Source organism: Marivita sp. (assembly GCF_020055635.1).
Classification (GTDB): domain Bacteria; phylum Pseudomonadota; class Alphaproteobacteria; order Rhodobacterales; family Rhodobacteraceae; genus Marivita.
In genome coordinates this window covers 1-22,835 of sequence record NZ_JAIPUT010000034.1, presented here as the reverse complement: position 1 = coordinate 22,835, position 22,835 = coordinate 1, and the positions used below count along the sequence as shown (strand labels likewise).

Below are 22,835 nucleotides of genomic sequence, written 5' to 3'. Positions count from 1 at the left end.
GGTCTCCTTACTTCGATGCCAGTTCTTTGGCCTGTTCGATCCAGCCTTCACGCTCGATCCGGCCTTTGAACGACAGCTTTTCGCCGAATTCTTCGACATCTGCATCTGTCCATGCTGCGATCTGGGCAAAGGATGTGACCCCCGCCTCGTGCAGCTTCTTCTCGAGCGCCGGGCCGACGCCCGACAAGAGCTTGAGATCGTCGGAGCCGGCGGCGGCTTTCGGCGCGTCGGCTTTCTTTTCGGCCTTGGGGGAAGCGGCCTTCTTCGGAGCAGCGGCGGCAGAGGCCACGCCGGCAACCGAACCCGCGCCGACAGCAGCCTTGACGCCGGATGCGTCCGCACCGGTTTCGAGGATGTCGGTCACGCGCAGCAACGTCAGTTTCTGACGGTGGCCCACGGTCCGCTTGGAGCTGTGCTTGCGGCGCCGCTTGACGAAGTTGATGACCTTGTCGGCCTTGATCTGGTCCACGACCTCTGCCTGAACGGCAGCACCGCTCACCAGGGGCGCGCCCACGACGACCTTGTCGCCGCCAAGCATCAGAATTTCATTGAACTGGACTTTCTCGCCTGCATCGGCTGCCAGCTTTTCGACACGCAGAATATCGCCCGAATGGACCTTGTACTGCTTGCCGCCGGTTTTCATCACCGCGAACATGGTGTTTTCCTTTGTCACCCGCGTTCTGTGGCCCCGGGTCTCCGGTGTTTGTGGGGTCGCCCCCGCCTCGAACAGCGCGCCCCGTTGGGGACGTCGTTATCATCAAAAACAAAAGGCGGGACCGAAGCCCCGTCTTTCCGTGCGCGGCTTATGCTGGGCCGGGCGCGATTTGTCAACGGGCTTCGGGGCTCAAAGCTCCTGCACCTGCATTTCCCGCGCCACGGCCATTCCGAGCGCGTAGGAGATGTCGTCATACATCGTGTTGAACCCGGCAAAGAGCGCCCGGTTCAAGGCGCGGCCCGGCGCGGTGCGGGACAGGTCGGTATATTCTTCGACCACCCCGTCCTCGAGCGGCCGATAGGCCATCAACAGAAATGCGTAGACCCATTCGCGCGTGTCGACCCGGGTCTCTTCTTCCGAGGACCACACCTCGGCCAGGATGTCGCCCTCGCTCATCTGCAGCGCGCCGCCATCCACAAGCCCGAGATAGAACATGTAATTTGCATTGAGCGAGCCCACGAGGTTCGCTTCCACAAGGTCGTTCGTGTCGACGAATTCGGCAATCTCGGCGAGCGTCTCCGAATCCGTTCCTTCCAGATCGCGGAATGTCGCGCGGGCGGCGTCCTCGATCTCCGAAGCGCGCATCGCCTCGCGGGCGCTGAGCTCGAGGCGGACGATCTCCTGACCGGTTTCGGAGTCGAAAAATTCGATCAGCGGCGCCGTATCGGCATCGCCGAATTCCGAGGCGAAGGTCTCGCGGACCGTGGCCAGCATCCGGTCTTCGTCATAGATGCGCGACACGGTGGCCTGCCAGTTGGCGGTGCCGCCGCCGGGGATCATGTCTTCGGCCAGGGTGTCACCGTATTCCATGCCTTCGGCGCGCATGATCTCGATGATCTGTGGCACACCCAGCGCGTCCAGAAGTTCATCCGTCGGCGCGGCCCACGCCGGAAGCGACCATGCGAATATCGCCAGCCCCGTCGCTGCCGTCGTCATCATGTTGCGGATCATTGCCGACTCCCCGGTTGTCTTCTTCAATAGGTATGTTGCGAGCGACGGAATTCCAACCGGAAGCTGCAGGCAAGGCCCGCACAAAGAAGCGCGAAATAGAGGTTGCGCCCGCCCGACGCAAAAGCTAAACGCCCCTCCAGACCCCCGCGGAGAGGTGCCGGAGTGGTCGAACGGGGCGGTCTCGAAAACCGTTGACCCTTCACGGGGTCCCAGGGTTCGAATCCCTGTCTCTCCGCCACTACGTCTGGGCCAGCAGGCTAGAATTTCTCATCGTATTCAATACGCCAGGCTTCAACCGCCGGTCCCCAGCCCGGCGGGCGCTCTTGAAATCCTGCAAATCCGTCAGACCAGTGGCCAACCGAAAGCATTTCATGCCGGTGCGCCCACAGGATCTTGGCCCGGAAAAACGCGACCAGCGTCGCGGACCGCGCCATCATCGCGAAACCATCCGTGGCGAATCCCCGGCTCTTGTCAGCCGATGAAATCGGCGCGCCGCTCAAGCAGGCTTTCGTACAGGAAATCGACGAAAAGCCGGACGCGTTGCACACGGCGCAGATCACCATGCATCAGCACCCAGGTCGACCGGCTTTGATCAAGGGCCGTCCCGGGGACCCGCTGCAATTCGGGAAAGACGCTCTGCACCCAAGCGGCGAGGAACGTCATGCCCGCCCCGGCCCGCGCGAGGTGCAGGTGCATGGCCGGATCGGGGATGGCATGGCGCACCGTCGCGCGCGAAAACGGCGAAGCGGCGATCATCGCCTGCAGTTCGGGCACCTCGCCGTAGCCGAGCCATGTCAGACCTTCTCCACGCGGCCCGGCATCGTGCAGCATGCGGTCGATATAGCTGCGCGCGGCGAAAACGCCGATCGACAGCGGGAACAGCTTGCGGCCCACGGCGTCGCCGGTCAGGTCGCGGACATGGCGGATCGACACGTCGGTCTCCAGCTTCTCGATCGAGTCGATCTCGTAGGACAGGTTCATGTCGATGTGGATGTCCGGATAGAGCGACAGGAACTCGCCGAGGACCGGGGCCAGCAGGAAATGCGCTGTCATTGGATCGACCGAGAGCCGGATGCGGCCCGACGCCTCGCTGTCGAGCCCGCGCACGGCGTTGAACCCCTGCCGCAACGCGGTCTCGGCCTCGAGCGCCTGCGGCAACAGCTTGCGGCCCGCCGCCGACAACTCCAGCCCGCCCGCGCTGCGCCGAAAAAGCTGTACGCCCAGCTGCGCCTCCAGCCCTTCGACCTGCCGGCGCACGGTCGCATGCGTGCCGCCGGTCTGTTCTGCGGCTGCGCGCAGGGAGCCTGCACGGGCGACGGCAAGAAAGGCGGGAAGAGATTTCCAATCCATGGGTGCGGTTCACTTTCGAACCGATGCGGTTCATTTTGGTCAGTTTCTGGATTGATTTTGGCTCGGTAAACACTCCTCGTCAACAGACCCGAAGGATGACCCCAATGACTGCCACCCTCACCGCATGGAGCGTTCGGCGCTACGGCGCACCCGACATGCTCGCGCCCGTCAGCCGCCCCATCCCGACCCCCGGCCCCGGCGAGGTGCTGATCCGCATCCGCGCCTCTGCCGTGTCGCGCGCCGACGGCATGATGCGCGCGGGCACCCCGCGCTTTGCGCGGCTGTTCCTTGGCTTGCGGCGGCCGCGCCAGAATCTCGTCGGCACCTGCCTGTCTGGCGATGTGGTTGCCGTCGGCGACAGTGTGACCCGTTTCGCAGTCGGCGACGCCGTTTTCGGTGAGGCCGGGCTGAGCTTTGGTGCCAATGCCAGCCATATCTGCCTGAGCAAAAACGCTGTGCTGATGCCGAAACCCGCGAGCCTGTCGCATGAGGAAGCCGCCGTCATGTGCGACGGGCCGCTCACCTCGCTGAATTTCCTGCGCGAGGTGGCTGAACTGCGCGCCGGGCAGAAGGTTCTGATCCTTGGCGCTTCGGGCAGCCTCGGCAGCGCAGCGGTGCAGATCGCCGCCGTGATGGGTGCCGAGGTCACCGGCACTTGCAGCGCCCGCAATGCAGGCATGGTCGCCGCGCTTGGGGCAGGCCGGGTCATCGACTACATGACGGAGGATTTCACAGCCGGGTCCGACCGATACGACGTGATCTATGACACGCTGGGCGTTTCGTCCTTTGCCGAGGCCAAGGGCAGCCTTGTACGGTCCGGCCGGTACGTGTGCCCGGTCCTGGGACTCGGCATACTCGGCGCGATGGTCCGCACCGCGATTGCGGGCACGCGCAAGGCCCGCTTCTCGGCAACAGGGATGCTGAAGCCGGATGTGCTTCGCCTGATGCTCGGCACGCTGATCGAGCTGGCCGACGACGGCAAGCTGGCCCCGGTCATCGACCGCGTCTATCCTTTGGCCAATCTGGTTGAAGCGCATGTGCACGTGGAAACCGGGCACAAGCGCGGAAACGTGGTCGTCGTCTGACGTTTGGGCTCGATCATCTGAACAGGACATGAATGGAAGGAGAACCTTATGGCACGATTGGGCGGGAAGCTTTGCATCGTCACGGGCGCCGGTCGCGGGATCGGCGCGGCCATCGCGCGGGTTTTCGCCCGCGAAGGGGCCAGGGTGGTCGTGACGGACAAGGTCGAAGACCTCGCCGCGTCGGTCGCGAGGGACATCGGCGGGGATCATCTGCGTCTCGACGTGGCATCAGAGGCGGACTGGGACGACCTTGCCGCAGCCTGGCCCGCGTGCGACGTGCTGGTGAACAACGCCGGGATCACCGGCTTCGAAGAGGCCATCCGTCCGCACGATCCCGAGCATGCCACCTTGGCGGACTGGCGGGCCGTCCATGCGGTGAACCTCGATGGCACATTCCTTGGCTGCCGCTATGCGATCGGTGCGATGCGCGCCGGGGAATCCGGATCGATCATCAACATCTCGTCCCGCTCCGGGCTTGTGGGCATCCCGGCGGCGGCGGCCTATGCGTCGTCCAAGGCCGCCGTGCGCAACCATACGAAGTCGGTTGCGCTCTATTGTGCCGAACAGGGGCTGAACATCCGCTGCAACTCGATCCACCCCGCCGCCATCCTGACGCCGATGTGGGAGCCGATGCTGGGCGACGGACCGGACCGCGACGCCCGCATGGCAGCTTTTGTCGCGGACACTCCGATGCGCCGGTTCGGCACGCCGGAAGAGGTCGCGGCCATCGCCCTTCTGCTTGCCTCGGACGAGGCTGCCTACATGACCGGAACGGAACTGACTGTCGACGGCGGGCTGCTTGCGGGATCGGCCGCAGCCCCCAAGGCGGACTGAACGCGGACCCGCCTGCCCCACGCAATTTCCGAAGGACTGACACCAGGGCCGATCTGCGGCTGTAGCCCGCCCTTTTGCGCCGAAACCGATGCGCTGGCCTGGCCCATTTCGTCATCACCTTTGCCGGGTCGGGTGCGGAGCCCGGAGCCCGCGGCCTCTTGAGCGGGTCTTTGAAGGTGAGCCTGCGCTTGTGCCACCCGCAGCTGAGATTGGGTTGACCAAAGCAGGCCGACAAGCAGCAGGGCTGCGGCAGCGCAGCAGGCCAGTGTTCTGACACTGTTCCAGAAGGTCCAGCGCGGCAGGTAGGTGCCGGTCCAATAGGCGCGCGTGGCCTCCGAAGTCAGGTCCATGCTGTCGAGGGCCTCGTTCATCGGCACGTTGAAAAAGACCGTCACGGCGAAGCAGCCGATCAGGTAGGCCAGCCCGGCAAGCAGGATCAGCGCGCCCGACGGATGGGTGAGGTTGACCGCTCCGTAGCCTGCAACGACAAGCGACAGGGCCGCCATCCCCAGAAAAAGGGCCATGAAGACCCAGCGAAAGACCTCGCGGTTGATGACCTGCATCGCCTCCACGCCACCGACCCCGCCGGTCAGCGACAGCGACCGCATGATGAAATCTGAGAAGGCGAGGAAGACGCCGCCGACCAGCGCATAGGCGAGGATGGCGAACTGCATCAGGATGAAGAAGAACGGGGACATGAGAAGGACTCCTTGATGTGCGGACCGCGGCGGACCCGGCCCGCCGCGGTAAAGTGTTCAGCGCAGGGCGAGACGCGATCCCGCGCGCCCGATATCGGGCCGGAACGCAAAGAGGCAGAGCGCCGCGACCGCCAGTTCGAAGCCAAGCGCGGCCAGGATCCCTGTCGAGGGAATGCCGTCGAGGGCGAGGCCGACGAGACGTCCGGCGGGAAAGCCGAGGAACACGACGAAGGCCGCGACAAGAGCCACCCCGCTCAGGGCACGCCGGACGACACCCGCCAGCATGACGGCGCCGAGGGCGGCCAGACCGGCACCGGGCGCGCGCAACTCGCTCAGAAGGCTCGGGTCGGACCCGAGCGCGATCCCGTAGCTTTCGTAGAACGCGTGCGGCGTAATGGTGATCGCGGTGCCGATGCCGAGCGCCGAGACACCCGCAATGCCGAGCGCGATCTTCTGAAGACGTGTAAGGGTCATGGTATGTCCTTTCGATAGGGATGTGTTGCGGATCAGGCGGCGCTGGCCCAAGCGCCCGCGCGGGCCGCGCCTCTGGCGAAGTCGGCGAAGTCGCGCGGCGGCCGGCCGAGGGCGCGCATCACGCCGTCGGTTGTATGCGCGTTCCGCCCGTCCAGCGTCTCGCGGGCGATGGCGGTGAAGACGTCGGCGACAAAATCCCCGCCCGATTGTGCGACGTGGGCATGGAAGTCCTCGAAGCTGATGGGCAGGTACCGGATCGGTCGGCCAGTCGCCTCTGACAGGTCCCCGGCCATGTCGGCGAAGGTCATCAGGCGCGGGCCGGTCACCTCGTAAAGCTCGCCCCGGTGGCCTTCCTCGGTCAGGGCAGCGACCGCGACATCGGCGATATCTTCGATGTCGATGATCGGCTCGGCGATGTCACCGCCAGGCATTGGCAGCACTCCGGCGAGGATCGGATCGCGCAGGTAGCCCTCGGAAAAGTTCTGCGCGAACCATGCGGCGCGGACGATGGTAAAATCGACGCCCGAGTTGCGCACGATCTCCTCGCCCAGCCGTGCATGGTGCTCGCCCCGGCCCGACAGCACCACGAGGTGCGCGACGCCGACATCCTTTGCTGTCTCGACGAGCGACTCGAGCTTCTCGACCGCGCCGGGAAAGGCCAGATCGGGGAAGTAGGTGACATAGGCCGCGCGCGCCCCGCTCAGGGCTGGAGCCCAGGTCTCGGGCGCCTCCCAGTCGAAGGGCGTGGCGGAATTGCGAGAGCCGCGGCGGACGGCGTGGCCCCTGGCCTCAAGCCGGGTGGCGACGCGCGATCCGGTCTTGCCGGTGGCTCCGATGACGACGATGGGTTGGTCTTGCATGGGTCTCTCCCTGGTTCATGTTGACGACCAAGGGATAGGCGATTGCCGCGGCATGCGTATTGACCGGCGTTGCCAGCGTTTTGACCGCCGCCGCCAAGGCGGATCACAGGCCCGCGCGTGCCTTCCGGTAACTTGCCGGCGTCATGCCGACCCAGCGCTTGAAGGCACGGGTGAATGCACTTTGTTCGGAAAACCCGGTCAGGAACGCGATCTCGGCCAGCGAGTGCCCGTCTTCGCGCAAGAGCCCTTCGGCCAGTTCACGCCGGGTTTGTTCGGTCAGGGTCTGGAAGCTCATCCCGTGCTCGGACAGCCGACGGTGGAAGGACCGTGCACTGAGCCCGAGGCCGCGCGCGATGTCGGCCATCTTGGGCGCACCCTCGCTGAGCGCCTGGGCGATGGCATCCTTCGTCTGGCTGACCAGTGTCACCTCTTCGGAGATTTCAGCCAGCTCTGCCTCGAGATGCGAGGCGAGATACCGGGAAATTCCCGCATCACCAAGGATGTTCGGCTGTGCAAGCGTCTCCGGCGAGAACAGGATGGCGTCGATGTCGGATCCGAAACAGACCGGGCATCCGAACCAGTCCTCATGTGCGGCGACCGATCCGGGGGCTCCATGCTGCACATGGACCTCCAGGGGTGTGACAGGGTCCCGGCTGACCTGCCGGGCGAGCGAGACCGAACTCGCCAGCGTCGCTTCGTTCGACAGCCGAAGGCCCAGGCGTCGCGCGCCCGAGCGGTGCAGCACGAAAAACGTGCCGCGCCGATCGGGCCGCAATTCGTAATCCACGACGCTGGTCCAGAGCCGCGCGTAGCGTTCGACCCGGGCATAAGACGCACCCAGCGTGGTGGCCGCCTTGAAGGCCAGTCCCAACGCGCCATACTCGTCCAGCCGCATGGACGCACCCACGCGCAACGGCAGGTCGGTGACATCCGTCAAACCCGCGATCCGTTCGAGCAGATCGTAATAGGTCGTATCGGGCAGCATCGCCTTTGGATCCCACGCCCCGTCAGGATCGAGGCCGATGGACGCCACAAGCGCGCGCGCGTCGAGGTCCGCCCCTGCCGCGGCCACCATCTTTCTTGCGAAGAGAGACGTGACATACCCCATGTCAGGTAACTTACGTCGGGCGACGCCTGGCACAAAGTCCTTAAAGGCCGGTGTTATTTCAAGGCGTCCGGGCTGGCCACCGTCTCTGAGTGAGCGGTCTCAAAGCGCTCTACGGATCGGCAGCGATCCTGTCTTCACGACAACGATTTTTTCGGAGACGCCATCGCGAAATAGGGGAATTCCACCCCGATGATGTCAATGGCCTCGACCAGCTGTTTCCGGAAGACCGGCTTGCGCAAGGTGGCATCCCCAATCGACTTCCTGTGGCTCGAGAAATCATTTCGTGCGACGGTATTCGTCACGAGCAAGACAGGCATGCCCGGAAGATCGTTCCTGAAATCAATGAGATCGTCTACCGCGGTGTCAAGATCAGGGGCGGCTTCAAGATCGAACAGCACAAGCGTCCAGTCTCCAGGCTGAGCTTTCACGCATGCCAACATTGCATCTGCGTCCGTGCAATGGTGAACCTCCCCGCCAAGTTCGGCGAGAACATTCGCAATGCTGCGGCTCTGCCCGGTGTTCGGCGCGATCAGGCCCACGCGCACCGCGTTTTCAAAGGCGGCGTCGCTCGGATAGACCCGCCAGAGTCCGGATTCTTCCAGGTTTTCCTGGTCAAGCTCCGGGATGGGCAAACCCATCCTGTCATTCGATGACACCTGCCAGTAGCCGAACGCCAGAACGAAGAGGATGACCAGGAGCTGCACGCCGATGGTGATCACCAATGCCTGACCAAACGGCACGCCCCCTGTGGCGAGTCCTATGAATGAAATGATCCCGGCGGGTATGCTGGCCAGCACGCCCGTCACCCCAAGACCGGGCAACCCAGCAGACCCCGGCTTCAGCGCCGGGAGAAGGTCCTGATCCATTTTGAGGGCGTGACGCGACTTCATGACTGATAAGCGCTTGAGCGGCACTTTGTTTCCAACGACCTGACGGGCAATGAGCGGAGATATGCCGACGACGCCTTCGCCATGTGCGCGGACGGATGTCAGACGCTACTCGCTACCCTCGGCATAAAGATGCAGCACGTCCGGTTCCATGACCCCGCCGACGGTGCTGAAGCGATCCCCCGCGGCCTTGAAATCTTCGATGCCGAGCCTCGGAAAAACGAAATACTTCCCCGCCACTTTGTCCTGCGTCGCTGCAAAGATCACGCGCTGGATCCCGGCGAACCGCATCGCCGCCAGGCACATTTCGCAAGGCTGAAGCGTCGAGACCAGTGTGCAGTCAGACAGATCCTTGCGCCCCAGTTGCGCCGTGGCCTGCGAGAGTGCCACCATCTCGGCGTGGCGGGTCGGGTCGGTTTCCTGATCGACCTGGTTCTCTGCGGTGACGACAACCGCGTCTTCGCGCAGGATTGCCGCGACGATCCCGGTTCGTCCGGAGACCCGGTGCGCATCGAGAGCACGTCTGATTGCTTCCCGCAGCGCATCGCGTTCTGCCTGCGTGACGTCGCTCGTCTTGAGTTCGCTCCCGGACATGCCGCCTCCTTTCCCAGCGCCGGCTACGGAACCTCGCACGGGCGGGATCGGTTCCCTGTGCAGGACTTTCCGCAACAGAAGCATACCCATGCCCAAACTCGACTCGATACTGGAAACGGCGCTTTACGTGGACGACATGGATCGCGCGACCGCGTTTTACGAAACCGTGATGCAATTGCCGTCACTGATGAAATCGGACCGGCTTTGTGCCTATGACGTGAACGGCGCAAGCGTCCTGCTGCTGTTCATTCGTCATGGCACGTTGGAGCCCGTGGATACCGGTCGCGGGATCATCCCGCCGCATGATGGCATGGGACGGCTTCACATGGCCTTTGCCTGTTCGCATGAGGCCCTGCCTGACTGGGAAGATCACCTGGCCGCCCACGGGGTCGCCATCGAAGGCCGGACAGGCTGGAAGCGCGGTGGGACAAGCGTCTACTTCCGCGATCCCGATGCCAACCTTCTGGAACTGGCCACCTCGCCCGGGCTTTGGCCCGGCTTCTGATCTGGGCGCACAGTCGGCCCGACCGACCTCGGAACCAGTGACCTGCCCTACCCGATCCGGTCTTGCGCCATAAGGTGAGTTGTTCGGGCTCAACCCCGGGCCTACTCGGCCACGCGGGACTGCAGGTTTTCGTAGTCGAATTCTTCGATCGTATCCACTTCGCTCGCAAAGTACGGGATGTCATATCTCATCATGCCACCGCGATAGGTATATGGAGAATAGGGATATGCATAATATCCGGGCCGTCCGTATGGAGCCGCATCGCTGACGATGGCCGAGATCGACCCGTCGAGAATGATCAGATCGGCGACATATCCATAAGGCGTGTCGTCCGACAGATAGGCATAATCCCCCATGAGGTCCGTCGCCTTGAAGATACCCGAGCCGGCGGCAAGGTCGTCACTGACGGGCTGGGTGGTCCCGGTATCGTCGGCAGTGACGACCTGCTCGTCATCCGGATACCCGCCGAAGACATCATAGTTGACGACGGTGTTCTCTGTGACGGGAACCTGCACTTGCTGGATGCCAGACTGCATGGTCACGTCGTCCCACGGGACATGGACATGCGTATCGGCAATGTCCCAGAAGCCGCCGACCTGTGCGATGATGCCAAGCACCTCGCCATCGTTGCTGAAGATGACGTTCTCGACATCGCCGATCACCTCACCGTTGTCCCCGATGACCTCGGTCATGTCGAACATGTTCTCGACGCTCCAGCCCTCGGCATAAAGCGTGTCGTAGCGCCATTCGGCCAGGACCCGTACCGTGTCATCCTGGGCAAGGGCCGGGCCTCCGGCAACCAGCGCAAGGGTGCTTGCTGCAATTGTTCGGCGTGCAAATCGTGTCATGTGCTTACCTCCTCGGTCTGTCTTGTCCCTCCATCGAAGAACCGATTTGCGCCGTTGTGGTTCCTGTGGCGCCTCCAACCGCACCTCAATGGTCGCCCCCAGCTTACTGACCGACTGGGAAAGTCGAAGGCCGGTCCCGACCGGCAAACCGACTTCGGCGCAGGAACCAAGCCGGGCCGGAGATCGTTTGACGTCAGATCCTCAATCAAGACGCGCTGGATCGAAAGGAGGTCTGTCATGTCCCATGTTGCCTCGGAAGAACCCGACCCCCCGCGGCCGCCATCCGAGATACCGGACGATCTGCCGCCCGAGAACGTGCCGGAGCCGCCGGTGGAAACACCACCGGACATTCCGCCCGAGGATGTGCCGGAGCCCCCGTCCGAACAGCCGCCAAGCATTCCGCCCGAAGTGCCTGAACGCGAAATACGGACAGGCTGACTCTGCCCCCGCGGTGATCTCGACGGCACGGTCTTGATTGTCCGGGTCGACCACAGCCGGCACGGCAGGGCGCGCGCGTGATGCGATTCCCCGGTCATGCGAAGAATACGGAAGGCCGATATCCGCGCTTCTGTTGACGCCGGTACATCCCGGCGACACAGCGGCCGGGTGCACCGCATGCGTGGCTCTCAAAATGTCATGCGCCGACATCCGGACGCGCCGACCGCGCGTTATCGGACAAGACCGGCGAGCGTTCGTTCAAGCTCCCTTTCGTCGATCGGCTTGATCAACATCGGCGCGTCGCAAAGCGCTCCGGTGAGATGGCTTCGCTGATAGGCCGTCACGACGACGAATGGGCATCCCCGTTTTTGCAGGGCCGCGGCAATCGGTTCCGACGTTCCGTTCAAAATGTGCACATCCAGAACAGCGCAATCGGGGGGATCGGTCGAGATCAGTTCCAACGCCGCCGAGGCGGATGCGACCGGCCCCATGACCGAACATCCGAGGCCCTCGATGATATCCTGGACGTCCAGCGCAATCAGCCATTCATCGTCAACGACGAGAACCCGCTTGCCGGACAGTGTAGCTCGCATGTCATGGTTCATGTTTGGTCACCTTCCAATTGAAACCGAAGGCGGTAGGTCAGTCCGCGGCGGGCGTAATCCAGTTCCGCCTCGCCGTTCAGTTCATGAGCGACGACATCCTCCAGCAGCCGGGTACCGAACCCCTTTCGTTCCGGTGGCGTGATCTCGGGTCCGTTCGCTTCCTGCCATGTCATCGAGAGGCGGCGTTGGGTCTCTTCCGCATCCTCGATGTGCCAGTCGAGCCGTACGGAACCGTCGGGCACGCCGAGCGCCCCGTGCTTCATCGCGTTGGTCGCCAGTTCATGAAGCGCCAGACCGAACATGCGCGCCTGCCGGGCCGACAACCTGACCGACACTCCGTCGATCACGAGCCTTGCAGGTCCGTCCTGCCTGTAGGGGGCGAGAACCTCCCGCGCCAGAACCTCGGGATCGACCCGTTCATCGGTGCTGGCGAAGACAAGTCCTTCGGCGACGGACAGCGCGTGCAATCGTTCGATGAAGGCGGCGCGAAACTCCTCTGCGGTCCGACCTTCCGCCGAGGTCCGCGAGGCCAGGGCGCGGACGAGTCCGAGGACGTTGCGGACCCGGTGTCCAAGCTCCCGCGCCAGCAGTCCCTGCTCGCGCACAGATCGGCGCAGCTCGTCATGGGTGCGGAGCCGCTCGATCGCCGCCGCGAGCAGGTTCGCGTAGGTGCGAAGGAACGCGACTTCATCATCGCCGAAATCGCGCCGTTCCCGCGCGTCCACTTCCAGAACCCCGAAGGCCGCGTCTTCGCCCGCGATGACGACGTTGACCATGCTCATCACCCCGTGGCGGCGCAGAACGTCCGGCGTCTCGAAGCGATCCTCCAGATCGAGATCCGGCGAGACGACCGGGCCATCGGCCTTGAGGGCATAGCCGCCCGGAGACTTCTCATGGTCCCCGAAGGTTTCCCGGCCCACGACCCCCTCCTGCCAGTTGACGCCGCTCCGCACGAGCATCTCGCCCCGCTCCGGGCGGTGTTCCAGCACTTTCACGAGCGGCACACCAAGCGCTTCGGACACCAGTTCGGTGGCCCGGTGCAGCAACCCGTCCATGTCGTCGCAGCGAAAGGCGAACAACCCGAAATCGGCGAGCACTTCCCGTTGCCGCCGCAGTTGCTCATGCGCCTTCTGCGGTTCCGATGCCGTCATCCGAAACCTCCTTTGCGATACAACGCCCGATCCTTGCTGTCGGGTCCACCAAGCCAGCACATTTTCGAGCACGCGAACTTCGGTCGGGCTGCTCGACCGGACCCGGCGGACGGCAACAAAACCTCCCTCATGATTCGAATTCATCCTGCAAGTGGTCGGCATTCTGGACGACCCCTTCGCCACCTGACGACGTCGGCGCGCGAGGGTTCGCAGGTCATGCGTCGCGTCCGGCTTATGAATGTGCGTCGTGGTCAGGGCGCGATGCATTGCCATTTCGCAACGTTTCGGCGATCACATGGATGTGCCGCTAACCGGCCATCCGCTACTAAAGCTATGCGGACTTTTCGATTTACGGCGTCCACGCTCGGGAAAATGCGTGTCCCGGAGGATTTCAATGACGTGCATCTCGATCCCCAGGCCCCCGGCCCTCGCCCGTCCTGCTGACCGACCATGGCGCCTTGGCCGCCGCCGGATCCCGCATGGCGAATGATCCGAAGGCCACGGGCCTCCGCGCCCGCTGTGGCGGCGCGTGCCGGGTGGCTGTCAGGCTATCTGTCGTCCTGCTACTCGCGTTCGGCCTGCACCTCCTGATGGGTTGGATCACCGGCCTTGCCCTGTTCGAAAATGAGCGGGTCCGGATCGGAATGCTGGTCGTCTTCCTGCTGGCCTATGCGCTTTTGATCTCGGTCCCGTTTGTGCCGGGCATCGAGATCGGGCTGTCGCTCATGGTGATGGAAGGCGCCTGGATCGCGCCGTTCATCTACATCTCGACCGTTGCGGGCCTGACCCTGGCCTATGCCGCCGGCGAATGGGTGCCCTATGCGCGGCTGCGCCGGGTCTTCGACGATCTGCATCTGCGCAAGGCATGCCGCCTGCTTGACGCGGTCGAGCCACTGACACGCGCCCAGCGGCTCGAAGCCCTGCACGCCCGGGCGCCCGTCTGGCTGCGGCCGGTAGCCTCCCGGTACCGCTATGCCCTGCTCGCGATCCTCGTGAACATGCCCGGCAACGTGCTGCTGGGGGGCGGTGGCGGCCTCCTGTTCACCGCCGGATTGAGCCGGGTGTTCCTGCCGGTGCAGACGGTTCTCACCATCCTGTTCGCCGTGGCGCCGGTTCCGCTCGCGGTGGGCCTTCTGAAGATCGACCTCGGCACCCTTTTCGACTGACCGCCGGTCAGGACGCTCCCTGCGCCTCGCGACGAAGCGCGCCGCGCAGGGCAAGCGCGTCGAGACTGCGCGCCCTCTCAAACCCCATGCGCGCCATCAATGCGCGCTCTTGCGGATGCGCCCGCGCGCCGAACGCCGCCCACAGCAATATCAATCGGCCGCGCGAAGTGGCCGCCTCGTGCTGCAACCTTTCAAGCGCCGGCAGAAGGCTGCGCTCGGTCTCGTCGAAATCGGTTCCGAACGGAAAGGACGGAAGCCGGTCGCGATGCCCGTCAAGCCATTCGGCCAGCCGCGCGGGCCGGTTGTGCCGCGCGTCCTCAGGCAGTTCAAAATCGCCCGGCAGCTTGCCCGCCGATTTCGCCCTTGCGATCATCTTGTCCTGAAAACGGCTGTCGGCGATGGCGATCAGCCGGGCGATCACGGTCGCGTCGGGCTGACCACGCAGGTCCGCGACGCCGTATTCGGTGACCACGATATCCCGCATATGGCGCGGAACCGTTGTCGCCGCGACCTCCCAACGGATGTTGCTGACGGTCTTGCCATGGGTCTTTCGGGTCGATGGCAGCGTGATGATCGACCGTGCGCCGTGCAGGGCGAAAGCCTGCTCGACGAAGTTGAACTGCCCGCCGACGCCGCTGACGACCTGCCCGTCGGAACGCGCGTCGGACATCACGTCTCCAAGGCAGGAAACCTGCATCGCGCCGTTGACGAAACGCGCATCGACGCGGGCGGCGCGCTTGGCAGCCTCGTCACCGTAAAGCTGGTTGGTAAAGCTGACGGGTTGCATCGCGATCCTTGCACCGGTCTCAGGCGGCATCTCGCGGAGGCGGCGATAGACATCCCGGGTTTCCACGAAGAACCCGGCATTGATCGCCACCCCGTCGACCTCGCGCCGCACCACGCCTTTTTCGAACAGATCCAGCAATCCGCCGACAAGCATCTCGGTGACCGCGTGCAGGCCGATCTCGAACCGCCCGTCATCCGATCCCTTGACGGGAAACGGGCAATCCGAGCGGATGGCCCCAACCGCGCCGCGATCCCGCAGCAAGAGCGCATGCGCCACCGCGTCTCCGATCGACCCGATGCCGATCTGCAAGGTGCCGCCATCCGGGATCAGGCCCGAAACGTGAAGCCCGATGGCGTGGGCGGCATCGCTGACCGGGCGGCGCACCGCCGAGAAAAGCTCGAAGCTGTCGCCTGTGTCGAGGACCACCTGCGCCTCGTCCCCGGCCAGGACCGCAGCCTCGCCTTCCATGAAAGGCAGCTCCGGATGCGGTTCCAGCGCCGCCAGAAAGTCGATCTGTCCTGCGTGGCGCAGCCTGAACAGGTCTGCGGAAATGTCGGTGTTGCTCGACAGGCTGAACTGCCCGTCCCGTTCGGCGACAAGCTGCACCAATACATTGGGCTTGCGATTCACCAGCACGTCCAGCGCATGGGTGTAATTGGCCGAGATATACCGCTGCTGCATGGGGGCGACACCCAGCCAGCGACCTGCCAGAAGGAAGAATTCGGCCACCTCGATATTCGCGGGCAACCGGTTTTCGCGCATAAGCCGTGCGTAAAGCAGTTCGGGATAGGCTCCGAAAAGACGGTCCATCGCCGGTTCGAGAAACCGTCTTTCCATGTCCGAAGACGGCTTTGGCCGTTCCAGGGTAAGCGCGGTGAAGATCGACAACCGGATCGACGGATCCTCGCAGGCGCGCGCGACCAGCGCGTTGATCAACGTGACCGGCTTGCCAAGGCCAAGCGGCAGGGCGACGCGGATGTCGCCCCCTGTCGCTGCGATGATCTCGTCCGCGGCGGCTTTGGGGTCGGTCGTTCGCATTGGCCTGTCAGTCGTCGGTCCAGCCGGGATCGGGGGCAAACCGGTCGCCGTGACGGTCGGCAAGCGCCTGCAACGCGGTCCTGATGTCGTCATGGCCCCGCGCCTCGGCATAGTGCATCGGGCCGCCCCGGAAGGGCGCGAAGCCGGTCGCGAAGATCATCGCGCCATCAACCTCGTCCGCATTGCGAGCGACGTTCTTGCGCAGGCATTCCATGCAGGCATCGAGCATCGGCAGGATCAACCTGTCGGTCAGGTCGCCTGGGCCGCTATCCTCGCTATCCGGACGCGGGGTGCCTTTGGACCAATCGTAAAAGCCCTGCCCCGCCTTCTTGCCGGTCTGTCCCGCCTCAACCTTGCCACGCAAGCGCGGGCTGATCTCGGGCATTGGCTTGTCCAGCGCCCCCTTCAGGCTTTCGGCCACGTGCAGGCAGATGTCGAGCCCGACCTGATCGGCCAGCGCCACCGGCCCCATCGGCATCCCGAAGCGCATCGCGGCGGTGTCGATGACCTCTTGCGAAACGCCTTCGTCGATCAACACCATCGCCTCCATCAAATACGGAGTCAGGGCGCGGTTCACCAGGAATCCGGGGTAGTCGGAGACCGGAACCGGCAGCCTGTCCAACGTGCCGCAAAAGGCCGAAAGCCGCTCCGCGACGTCAGGGTCGGTGCTGTCGTGGCGCACCACTTCGACAAGCTGCATCTTCGACACCGGGTTGAAGAAGTGAAGCCCGGCAAAACAGGACGGATCCGGCGCGCCCTTGGCAAGATCGGCAAGCCGCAGGCTCGACGTATTGCTGGCCAGGATCGCGCCTTTCTTCATGCGCTCACCGGCATCGGCATAGATCTTTTCCTTGAGGTCCGGGTCTTCCGGCGCGGCCTCGATGACCAGATCGGCGTTTTTCAGGCCATAGCCGTTCGGATCGGGCATCAGCCGGTCAAGCACGTCCCGGGTCTCGACTGCGGAAAGATGCGTGTCCTTGCACAGCGCGGAGGCGGCCTTGACCGCCTTGCCGAGCGGCTTGAGATCGACATCGCCCAGCGTCACGCGCTTGCCCCGGATCGCGGCCCAGGCGGCAATCTCTGCCCCCATCTCGCCAGCCCCGATCACATGCACATAATGGATCCCGTCTTTCCCCTTGGCGTTCTCCTTGAGCCCTTGGCGCAGAAAGAACACCCGGCGCAGGTTGCGCGACGTGTCGGTGCCCAGAAGGTGGGCGAAACTCTCGATTTCGGCCGATTGCATCTTGTCCGGATCGTCGCCGTGCTCTTCCCAGATGTCGATGAGCGCGTGTGGTGCCGGGTAATGTTCTTGCGGGGCTTTCTTTTCGGTCTCCCGGTGCATGCGCTGTGCCGCGAGGCGGCGTGCCTGGTCCACCTGAAAGGCGCGCGCCTTCAGGCCCGGCCCATCCCGGTCGACCTTGCCGTCGATGATGGCGTCGATGGCGGCGCGGACATGGCGTTCCTCGGTGACGACATCGGCGATTCCCAGCGATTTCGCCTTTCCGGTATGCGCCGTCTTGCCGGTCAGCATCAGCGTCATGGCCTCCAGCGGGTCGATCAGACCCGTGAGGCGGAACGTGCCCCCCAGACCGGGATGCAGACCCAGGTTCACCTCGGGAAAGCCAAAGCTGGCACCATCCACCGCGATCCGCCAGTCGCAGGCCAGCGCCAGTTCGAACCCCGCGCCAAGCGCCGCCCCGTGCACCACCGCGACGGTTGGACAGCCAAGCGCCGTAAGCCGGTCGAGAACCGCGTGGCCGCGCCTCAGAAGCTCGGCGGCACCGGCATCGCTCAGGTCAGCGAAGCTGTCGATATCGGCCCCGGCCGCAAAGCCGTTTTCCTTGGCCGACCGGATCACCAGCGCGCGTGGCGTGTCCTGTTCCAGGGCCTCCAACTCGGTTTCCAGCGCCGCGATCACCGCCTCGGACACCGTGTTGGTGCCCGTGCCCTCGCAATCCAGCGCCAGCCAGACAATCCCGTCAGCCTCGCCCCGCCGCCAGGGATGGGCGGTCTCGTGGGCCGGGCCAAGTTCCATCTTCATCTCGCCCAGATGCTCAAGTACCGGTCCCGTCATGTCGCCTCCAGCAGCATCGCGCCACCCAGGCCGCCGCCGATGCATTCCGTCGCGATGCCCTTGACATCGCCGCGTCGCTGCATCGCGTTTGCAAGATGCAGCACGATGCGGTTGCCGCTCGTTCCGACAGGGTGACCCAGCGAAATCGCGCCCCCGTCGACATTCAGATCGTCCCGGTCGATCTGTCCGAACGCCTCTTCGAGCCCCAGCACGTCGCGGCAGAAATCCGCGTCCTGCCACGCGGCAAGACAGGACAGGACCTGTGCCGCGAACGCCTCGTTCAGTTCCCACAGGTCGACATCGGCAACACCAAGCCCATTGCGCTGCGCAAGCGGAGTCGAACACAGGACCGGGCCGAGGCCCATCACCGACGGATCAAGCGCCGCCCATTCGCTGTCCACGATCCGGGCCATCGGGGTCAGGCCATGTGCCTCGACCGCCTCTTCCGACGCCACGATCACCCATGACGCGCCGTCGGTGATCTGGCTCGCATTGCCGGCGGTGACCTTGCCGAACGGAGGCTCGAAGGCCGGCTTGGGCTTTGCCAGCCCGGCCATGTCGCTGTCGGGCCGAACCCCGGTGTCGTGGTCATAGGCCGCGCCGTCCCGGTCGAATGCGGGCATGACCTCGTCGTTCAGCCAGCCTTCGCTCTGCGCATGCGCAAGCCGGTGGTGGCTTTCCATCGCATAGGCATCGGCGGTCTTGCGGTCGATGTCGAACCGGTGGGCCAGCACTTCGGCGGTCTGCCCCATGTTGAGCTCGGTGATCGGGTCGGTCAGCCCGCGTTCCAGCCCGACCACCGGCTTGAGATAGTGCGGCTTGATCCCCGCCGCGGCCTTGGCGCGCTGCATCGGGGACTTCGCGGCGCGCAGTGCCCCCATCCATTCCACCGCCTCCTGGCGCAGCACCAGCGGCGCATGGCTGAGCGCCTCGGTGCCACCTGCGAGGATCATCTCGTGTGTGCCATCCTGGATATAGCGGAAAGCGGTGTCGATCGACTGCATCCCCGACCCGCAATTGGTCTGCACCGTGAAGGCGACCATCTCTTCGCCCATCCCGAGCCGCAGAGCCGCCACCCGCGCGGGGTTCATCTCGTCCGCTATCACATTGACGCAGCCAAGGATCACCAGGTCGAAGATATGCCGGTCGAACGGCTGACGGGCCAGAAGCGGCCGACCGCACTGCACCGCCAGATCGACCGGCGTGAACGGGCCGGGCTTGCCCTCGGCCTTGAGGAAGGGCGTCCGCGCCCCATCGACGAGGTAAACCGGTCGTGTCATTCCGCTGCCACCTTGTTGTCCTGATCCTTGGCAAGCCCGGAAAAGTAGCGGGCCAGCGCCTCGGGGGTGAAATCGTCCACGGCGATCACGCTGGCCACCGCGCGCTCCATCTCCCGGATTTCGGCGTGATCGGACTGCGACAGCAGCCCGGCTTCAAGCGCGCTGTCGGGGCTGTGTCCGGCCTCGCGCAGCGTCTTCATCACCGGCTCGAGCGCGGTCACCTTCGCCCAGGCGTCGTTGAGCTGGGCAATGCCGTCGCGGGCGCATCCGGGGTGAAGCCGCCCGACGATGCGATCCCGCGTATCCGACGGTGCATAGACCAGGTCGGCGCAGGTTTCGGTCAGCGCATCATCCGGTCCACGCGCCGCCCCCCCGGGCAGCGTCATCGCCCGGCCCAGCCAGGCCGCCCAGCGGGCGGGCAGGTTTTGCAGCACATCGTCCATCGCCGCGCGGATATTGCGGAACGCGCTTTGGGCAGCGTAGCGCAGGACAGGCAGGTCCGCCTTGGGGCGGCCATCGTCCTGCCAGCGTTTCAACGCGGCGGACAGGATATACATTTCCGACAGGATGTCGCCCATCCGCCCCGAGATCATCTCCTTGCGCTTCAGCCCGCCGCCAAGCGTGAGGAAGGCGATATCGGCGACCAGCGCATAAGACGCCGACCAGCGCGACAATTCGCGGTAGATCGGTGCGGCGTCACCCGAACGAAACGGCGCGGTGCCCATCCGCGATCCGGACCACGACCGCAGAATGCTGCGTCCGGCGGTGCGAAGGCTGTGGCCGACATGCGCCCAGAACGAACGGTCGAAGGCATCGAGACTTTCGGCCTCGTCGTCGATCTGAAGCGCTTTCATCTCGTCAAGGATATGCGGATGCGCGCGGATCGACCCCTGCCCGAAGATGATGAGCGACCGGGTAACGATGTTGGCGCCCTCAACGGTGATCCCGATCGGAACCGCGCGGTAAAGCGGCAGCAGGTAATTCGACGGCCCGTCGATCACCGCCTTGCCGGAATGCACGTCCATCGCGTCGTCGATCGCGTCGCGCATGCGGAACGTCGCGTGGGCCTTCATGATCGCCGAGATCACCGACAGCGCACGCCCCTCGTCAAGCCCGGCACAGGTCAGCCGCCGCGCGCTTTCCATCGCGTAGGCATCCGCGGCCAGGCGGGCGGTGCGCGCCTGGATACCGCCGAATTTCCCGATGGGCAGTCCGAATTGCTGGCGGATGCGAGAATAGGCGCCCGTCGTGTGGGCGGAAATCGAGATCGCGGCGCAGGCCATCGACGGCAGCGAAATGCCGCGCCCGGCGGCCAGCGCGCTCATCAGCATCATCCAGCCCTGCCCGGCATAGTCCGGCCCGCCGATGATGTGGTCGAGCGGGATGAACACGTCCTTGCCGGTGGTCGGCCCGTTCATGAACATCGTGCTTGACGGGATATGCCGCCGCCCGGTCTCGACCCCCGGCAGATCGGCAGGCACCAGCGCGCAGGTGATGCCCAGATCCTCGGACCCGCCCAGATGGCCGTCCGGATCGCGCAGCTTGAACGCAAGGCCCAGAACGGTGCAGACCGGCGCCAGCGTGATATAGCGCTTGGCCCAGTTGAGCCGGATGCCAAGCACCTGTTCGCCCTGCCAGTCGCCCATCTCGATCACGCCCTCGTCGAGCATCGACGCCGCGTCCGACCCGGCCTCGGAACTGGTCAGACCGAAGGCCGGAAGCTCGCGCCCGTCGGCAAGACGCGGCAACCAGTGGTCCTTCTGGGCCTCGGTGCCGAACATGTGCAGCAATTCGCCCGGTCCAAGCGAATTGGGCACCATCACGGTCACCGCCGCCGCCACCGACCGGGTCGAGATGTAGCGCACGATTTCGGAATGGGCATAGGCCGAAAAGCCAAGCCCGCCGTGATCCTTGTCGATGATCATGCCGAAGAATTTCTTGCGCCGCAGGAAGTCCCAGACCTCGGGCGGCAGATCGGCGTCGGCGTGGTTGATCGTCCAGTCGTCGATCATCGCGCACAGCTCTTCGCAGGGCCCTTCGAGAAAGGCGCGCTCTTCATCGGTCAGTTCGGGCGTGGCCACGTCGAGCAGCTTGTCCCAATCGGGATCGCCCGAGAACAGCTCGGCCTCCCACCAGACCTCACCGGCGTCAAGCGCGTCGGCCTCGGTCTTCGACAGGGTCGGCAACGCTTTTTTCGCCCAGGCATGAATGGGCCGCGTCAGCCAGGTCTTGCGAATGTCCGCCATGGTGCTCCCGCGTGTCTGTCGATGCGCGACAATGCGCATGGCGGATCAACGTGAATCGGGCCGTGCTGGTTCCCCCGCCGCCGCTCGCGGGACTTTGCCGCTGTCACATTCAAGGCACCCGGTCGCGGCCGGAACAGGGGCGCGGCTTGCACCCGTCACGTCAAGCTGGCACAGCTACCGCACCACGTTTGGAGCCGCGCCATGACTAAGACCGTCTTTCTGATCAACGGACCCAACCTTAACCTGTTGGGCAAACGGCAACCCGCGATCTACGGTGCCGACACGCTCGAGGATGTGGCAAAGCGTTGCGAGGCGTTGGCGAAACCGGCCGGGCTGGGCCTGCGGTCGATGCAATCGAACCACGAAGGCCAGATCATCGACTGGATCCACGAGGCGCGCGACAGCGCCGAGGCGATCATCATCAATCCCGGTGCCTTCACCCACACTTCGGTGGCCATTCTCGACGCACTGAACGCCTTCGACGGGCTGGTATTCGAGGTCCACATCAGCAACGTGCACAAGCGCGAGGCCTTCCGGCATCATTCCTTCGTGTCGGGTCGCGCCGACGGGGTGCTGGCCGGGTTCGGCATCGAAGGTTACGAACTGGCGCTGCGCCGGGTGATCAGCCTTCTGGGCTGACGCCTCAGAACGCGCCGTCCTCGAGCACGCCATCGGCGGACATCTGGGCATAAAGCAGCCCTTCGCGCAGGCCCCGGTCGGCGACGGACAGGCGGTCTGTCGGCCAGCACCGCAACAGCGCCTGAAGGATCGCCGCGCCCGACATGATCAGCGCCTGCCGGTCCAGCCCGATCCGCGGATCGGCGCGACGCCCCTCGGGGCCAAGCCGCAGGTAGCCGGAAATGACCTTCTCGATCTGGTCCGAGGTCATGCGCAGCCCGTCCACCTTGGTCCGGTCATAGCGCTTGAGGCCCAGATGGCTGGCCGCGACCGTCGTCACGGTTCCGCTGGTGCCGACGATCTGGAACCCCTCGCGCGCCTGCTCGTCCTTGTAGGGCGCGAATTCGGCCAGGTTTTCCTCGAAATACCAGCTCATCAGCGCATAGCGGGCAGAATCGCTTTCCACGTCCGAAAACTGATCGCGCAGGGTCGCCACGCCAAGCGGAACGCTGATCCAGTCCAC

23 protein-coding genes, 1 tRNA gene and 1 pseudogene are annotated in these 22,835 nt (G+C 64.8%); 7 read left to right on the top strand and 18 right to left on the bottom strand.

From position 1 onward, the window contains the following. Positions 1 to 7: 7 nt before the first annotated feature. Positions 8 to 655, bottom strand: a complete 648-nt coding sequence (locus LCF60_RS15425; protein WP_292292958.1) for a 50S ribosomal protein L21 — start codon at positions 653 to 655, stop codon at positions 8 to 10. 189 nt (positions 656 to 844) lie between these two features. Beyond that, positions 845 to 1,666, bottom strand: a complete 822-nt coding sequence (locus LCF60_RS15420; protein WP_292292957.1) for a DUF2059 domain-containing protein — start codon at positions 1,664 to 1,666, stop codon at positions 845 to 847. A gap of 148 nt (positions 1,667 to 1,814) precedes the next feature. On the opposite strand from LCF60_RS15420, the gene LCF60_RS15415 reads away from it, so the two are divergent. Then, positions 1,815 to 1,904, top strand: a tRNA-Ser gene (locus LCF60_RS15415). A 19-nt stretch (positions 1,905 to 1,923) separates the two neighbouring features. Here LCF60_RS15415 and LCF60_RS15410 read toward each other — a convergent pair. Further along, positions 1,924 to 2,166 (bottom strand): hypothetical protein, encoded by a 243-nt coding sequence (locus LCF60_RS15410; protein WP_292292956.1) that lies wholly within the window; start codon positions 2,164 to 2,166, stop codon positions 1,924 to 1,926. Continuing rightward, on the bottom strand, positions 2,138 to 3,016 hold the full coding sequence (locus tag LCF60_RS15405; protein WP_292292955.1) for a LysR family transcriptional regulator: 879 nt from the start codon (positions 3,014 to 3,016) through the stop codon (positions 2,138 to 2,140). The genes LCF60_RS15410 and LCF60_RS15405 overlap by 29 nt, the downstream gene beginning before the upstream one ends. Before the next feature lie 104 nt (positions 3,017 to 3,120). Between LCF60_RS15405 and LCF60_RS15400 the strand changes: the two genes are divergently transcribed. Both LCF60_RS15400 and LCF60_RS15395 read left to right on the top strand, forming a co-directional pair. Beyond that, the gene (locus tag LCF60_RS15400; RefSeq protein WP_292292954.1) at positions 3,121 to 4,101 is read left to right on the top strand and encodes an NAD(P)-dependent alcohol dehydrogenase; all 981 of its coding nucleotides are present in this window, start codon (positions 3,121 to 3,123) and stop codon (positions 4,099 to 4,101) included. A 48-nt stretch (positions 4,102 to 4,149) separates the two neighbouring features. Continuing rightward, the gene (locus tag LCF60_RS15395) at positions 4,150 to 4,935 is read left to right on the top strand and encodes an SDR family oxidoreductase (RefSeq protein WP_292292952.1); all 786 of its coding nucleotides are present in this window, start codon (positions 4,150 to 4,152) and stop codon (positions 4,933 to 4,935) included. Here the strand turns inward: LCF60_RS15395 and LCF60_RS15390 are convergent. From LCF60_RS15390 to LCF60_RS15365, 6 genes are all read right to left on the bottom strand, one after another. Next, entirely contained in the window at positions 4,860 to 5,633 is a 774-nt protein-coding gene (locus LCF60_RS15390) for an anthrone oxygenase family protein (RefSeq protein ID WP_292292951.1), read from the bottom strand. The genes LCF60_RS15395 and LCF60_RS15390 overlap by 76 nt on opposite strands. Before the next feature lie 57 nt (positions 5,634 to 5,690). Further along, positions 5,691 to 6,107 (bottom strand): DUF4345 domain-containing protein, encoded by a 417-nt coding sequence (locus LCF60_RS15385; RefSeq protein WP_292292949.1) that lies wholly within the window; start codon positions 6,105 to 6,107, stop codon positions 5,691 to 5,693. Between the two features lie 32 nt (positions 6,108 to 6,139). Beyond that, complete coding sequence (locus tag LCF60_RS15380; protein ID WP_292292948.1) at positions 6,140 to 6,967, bottom strand: NAD(P)H-binding protein; 828 nt, start codon at positions 6,965 to 6,967, stop codon at positions 6,140 to 6,142. A 103-nt stretch (positions 6,968 to 7,070) separates the two neighbouring features. After that, a complete protein-coding gene (locus tag LCF60_RS15375; RefSeq protein WP_292292947.1) occupies positions 7,071 to 8,042 on the bottom strand; it encodes an AraC family transcriptional regulator in 972 nt (323 codons plus the stop codon). Positions 8,043 to 8,209: 167 nt separating this feature from the next. Further along, positions 8,210 to 8,965 carry a hypothetical protein gene (locus tag LCF60_RS15370; protein ID WP_292292946.1) on the bottom strand — a complete coding sequence of 252 codons (756 nt, stop codon included), beginning with the start codon at positions 8,963 to 8,965 and terminating at the stop codon, positions 8,210 to 8,212. A 105-nt stretch (positions 8,966 to 9,070) separates the two neighbouring features. Beyond that, positions 9,071 to 9,556 carry a nucleoside deaminase gene (locus LCF60_RS15365; RefSeq protein WP_292292944.1) on the bottom strand — a complete coding sequence of 162 codons (486 nt, stop codon included), beginning with the start codon at positions 9,554 to 9,556 and terminating at the stop codon, positions 9,071 to 9,073. A gap of 88 nt (positions 9,557 to 9,644) precedes the next feature. Here LCF60_RS15365 and LCF60_RS15360 point away from each other — a divergent pair, with 88 nt between their 5' ends. Beyond that, positions 9,645 to 10,061, top strand: a complete 417-nt coding sequence (locus LCF60_RS15360) for a VOC family protein (protein ID WP_292292942.1) — start codon at positions 9,645 to 9,647, stop codon at positions 10,059 to 10,061. A gap of 101 nt (positions 10,062 to 10,162) precedes the next feature. Here the strand turns inward: LCF60_RS15360 and LCF60_RS15355 are convergent, their stop codons facing one another. Continuing rightward, on the bottom strand, positions 10,163 to 10,909 hold the full coding sequence (locus LCF60_RS15355; RefSeq protein ID WP_292292941.1) for a PRC-barrel domain-containing protein: 747 nt from the start codon (positions 10,907 to 10,909) through the stop codon (positions 10,163 to 10,165). Positions 10,910 to 11,146: 237 nt separating this feature from the next. Between LCF60_RS15355 and LCF60_RS15350 the strand changes: the two genes are divergently transcribed. Next, positions 11,147 to 11,347, top strand: a complete 201-nt coding sequence (locus tag LCF60_RS15350; RefSeq protein WP_292292940.1) for a hypothetical protein — start codon at positions 11,147 to 11,149, stop codon at positions 11,345 to 11,347. A gap of 230 nt (positions 11,348 to 11,577) precedes the next feature. Here LCF60_RS15350 and LCF60_RS15345 read toward each other — a convergent pair whose 3' ends face one another. Together LCF60_RS15345 and LCF60_RS15340 are read right to left on the bottom strand one after the other, a co-directional pair. Beyond that, a complete protein-coding gene (locus tag LCF60_RS15345) occupies positions 11,578 to 11,952 on the bottom strand; it encodes a response regulator (protein ID WP_292292938.1) in 375 nt (124 codons plus the stop codon). Next, positions 11,949 to 13,103, bottom strand: coding sequence for an HWE histidine kinase domain-containing protein (locus LCF60_RS15340; protein WP_292292937.1), 1,155 nt, complete (start codon positions 13,101 to 13,103; stop codon positions 11,949 to 11,951). The genes LCF60_RS15345 and LCF60_RS15340 overlap by 4 nt, the downstream gene beginning before the upstream one ends. Positions 13,104 to 13,582: 479 nt before the next feature. On the opposite strand from LCF60_RS15340, the gene LCF60_RS15335 reads away from it, so the two are divergent. Next, entirely contained in the window at positions 13,583 to 14,269 is a 687-nt protein-coding gene (locus LCF60_RS15335) for a hypothetical protein (RefSeq protein WP_292292936.1), read from the top strand. Between the two features lie 7 nt (positions 14,270 to 14,276). On the opposite strand, the gene LCF60_RS15330 is transcribed toward LCF60_RS15335, so the two are convergent. From LCF60_RS15330 to LCF60_RS15315, 4 genes are read right to left on the bottom strand one after another with little or no spacing between them, the layout of a single operon-like run. Next, positions 14,277 to 16,094 (bottom strand): acetyl-CoA hydrolase/transferase C-terminal domain-containing protein, encoded by a 1,818-nt coding sequence (locus LCF60_RS15330; RefSeq protein ID WP_292292935.1) that lies wholly within the window; start codon positions 16,092 to 16,094, stop codon positions 14,277 to 14,279. A gap of 7 nt (positions 16,095 to 16,101) precedes the next feature. Beyond that, positions 16,102 to 18,168: a 3-hydroxyacyl-CoA dehydrogenase NAD-binding domain-containing protein gene (locus LCF60_RS15325; protein ID WP_292292933.1), complete on the bottom strand. Its 2,067-nt coding sequence runs from the start codon at positions 18,166 to 18,168 to the stop codon at positions 16,102 to 16,104. Beyond that, positions 18,165 to 19,448 (bottom strand): acetyl-CoA C-acetyltransferase, encoded by a 1,284-nt coding sequence (locus tag LCF60_RS15320; protein WP_292292932.1) that lies wholly within the window; start codon positions 19,446 to 19,448, stop codon positions 18,165 to 18,167. The genes LCF60_RS15325 and LCF60_RS15320 overlap by 4 nt, the downstream gene beginning before the upstream one ends. Further along, positions 19,445 to 21,694, bottom strand: a complete 2,250-nt coding sequence (locus tag LCF60_RS15315; protein WP_292292931.1) for an acyl-CoA dehydrogenase — start codon at positions 21,692 to 21,694, stop codon at positions 19,445 to 19,447. The genes LCF60_RS15320 and LCF60_RS15315 overlap by 4 nt, the downstream gene beginning before the upstream one ends. A 201-nt stretch (positions 21,695 to 21,895) precedes the next feature. Between LCF60_RS15315 and aroQ the strand changes: the two genes are divergently transcribed. Further along, on the top strand, positions 21,896 to 22,333 hold the full coding sequence (aroQ, locus tag LCF60_RS15310) for a type II 3-dehydroquinate dehydratase (RefSeq protein WP_292292930.1): 438 nt from the start codon (positions 21,896 to 21,898) through the stop codon (positions 22,331 to 22,333). A 4-nt stretch (positions 22,334 to 22,337) separates the two neighbouring features. Here aroQ and LCF60_RS15305 read toward each other — a convergent pair. Beyond that, positions 22,338 to 22,835: pseudogene (locus LCF60_RS15305) on the bottom strand (Ppx/GppA family phosphatase); the annotation flags it as partial.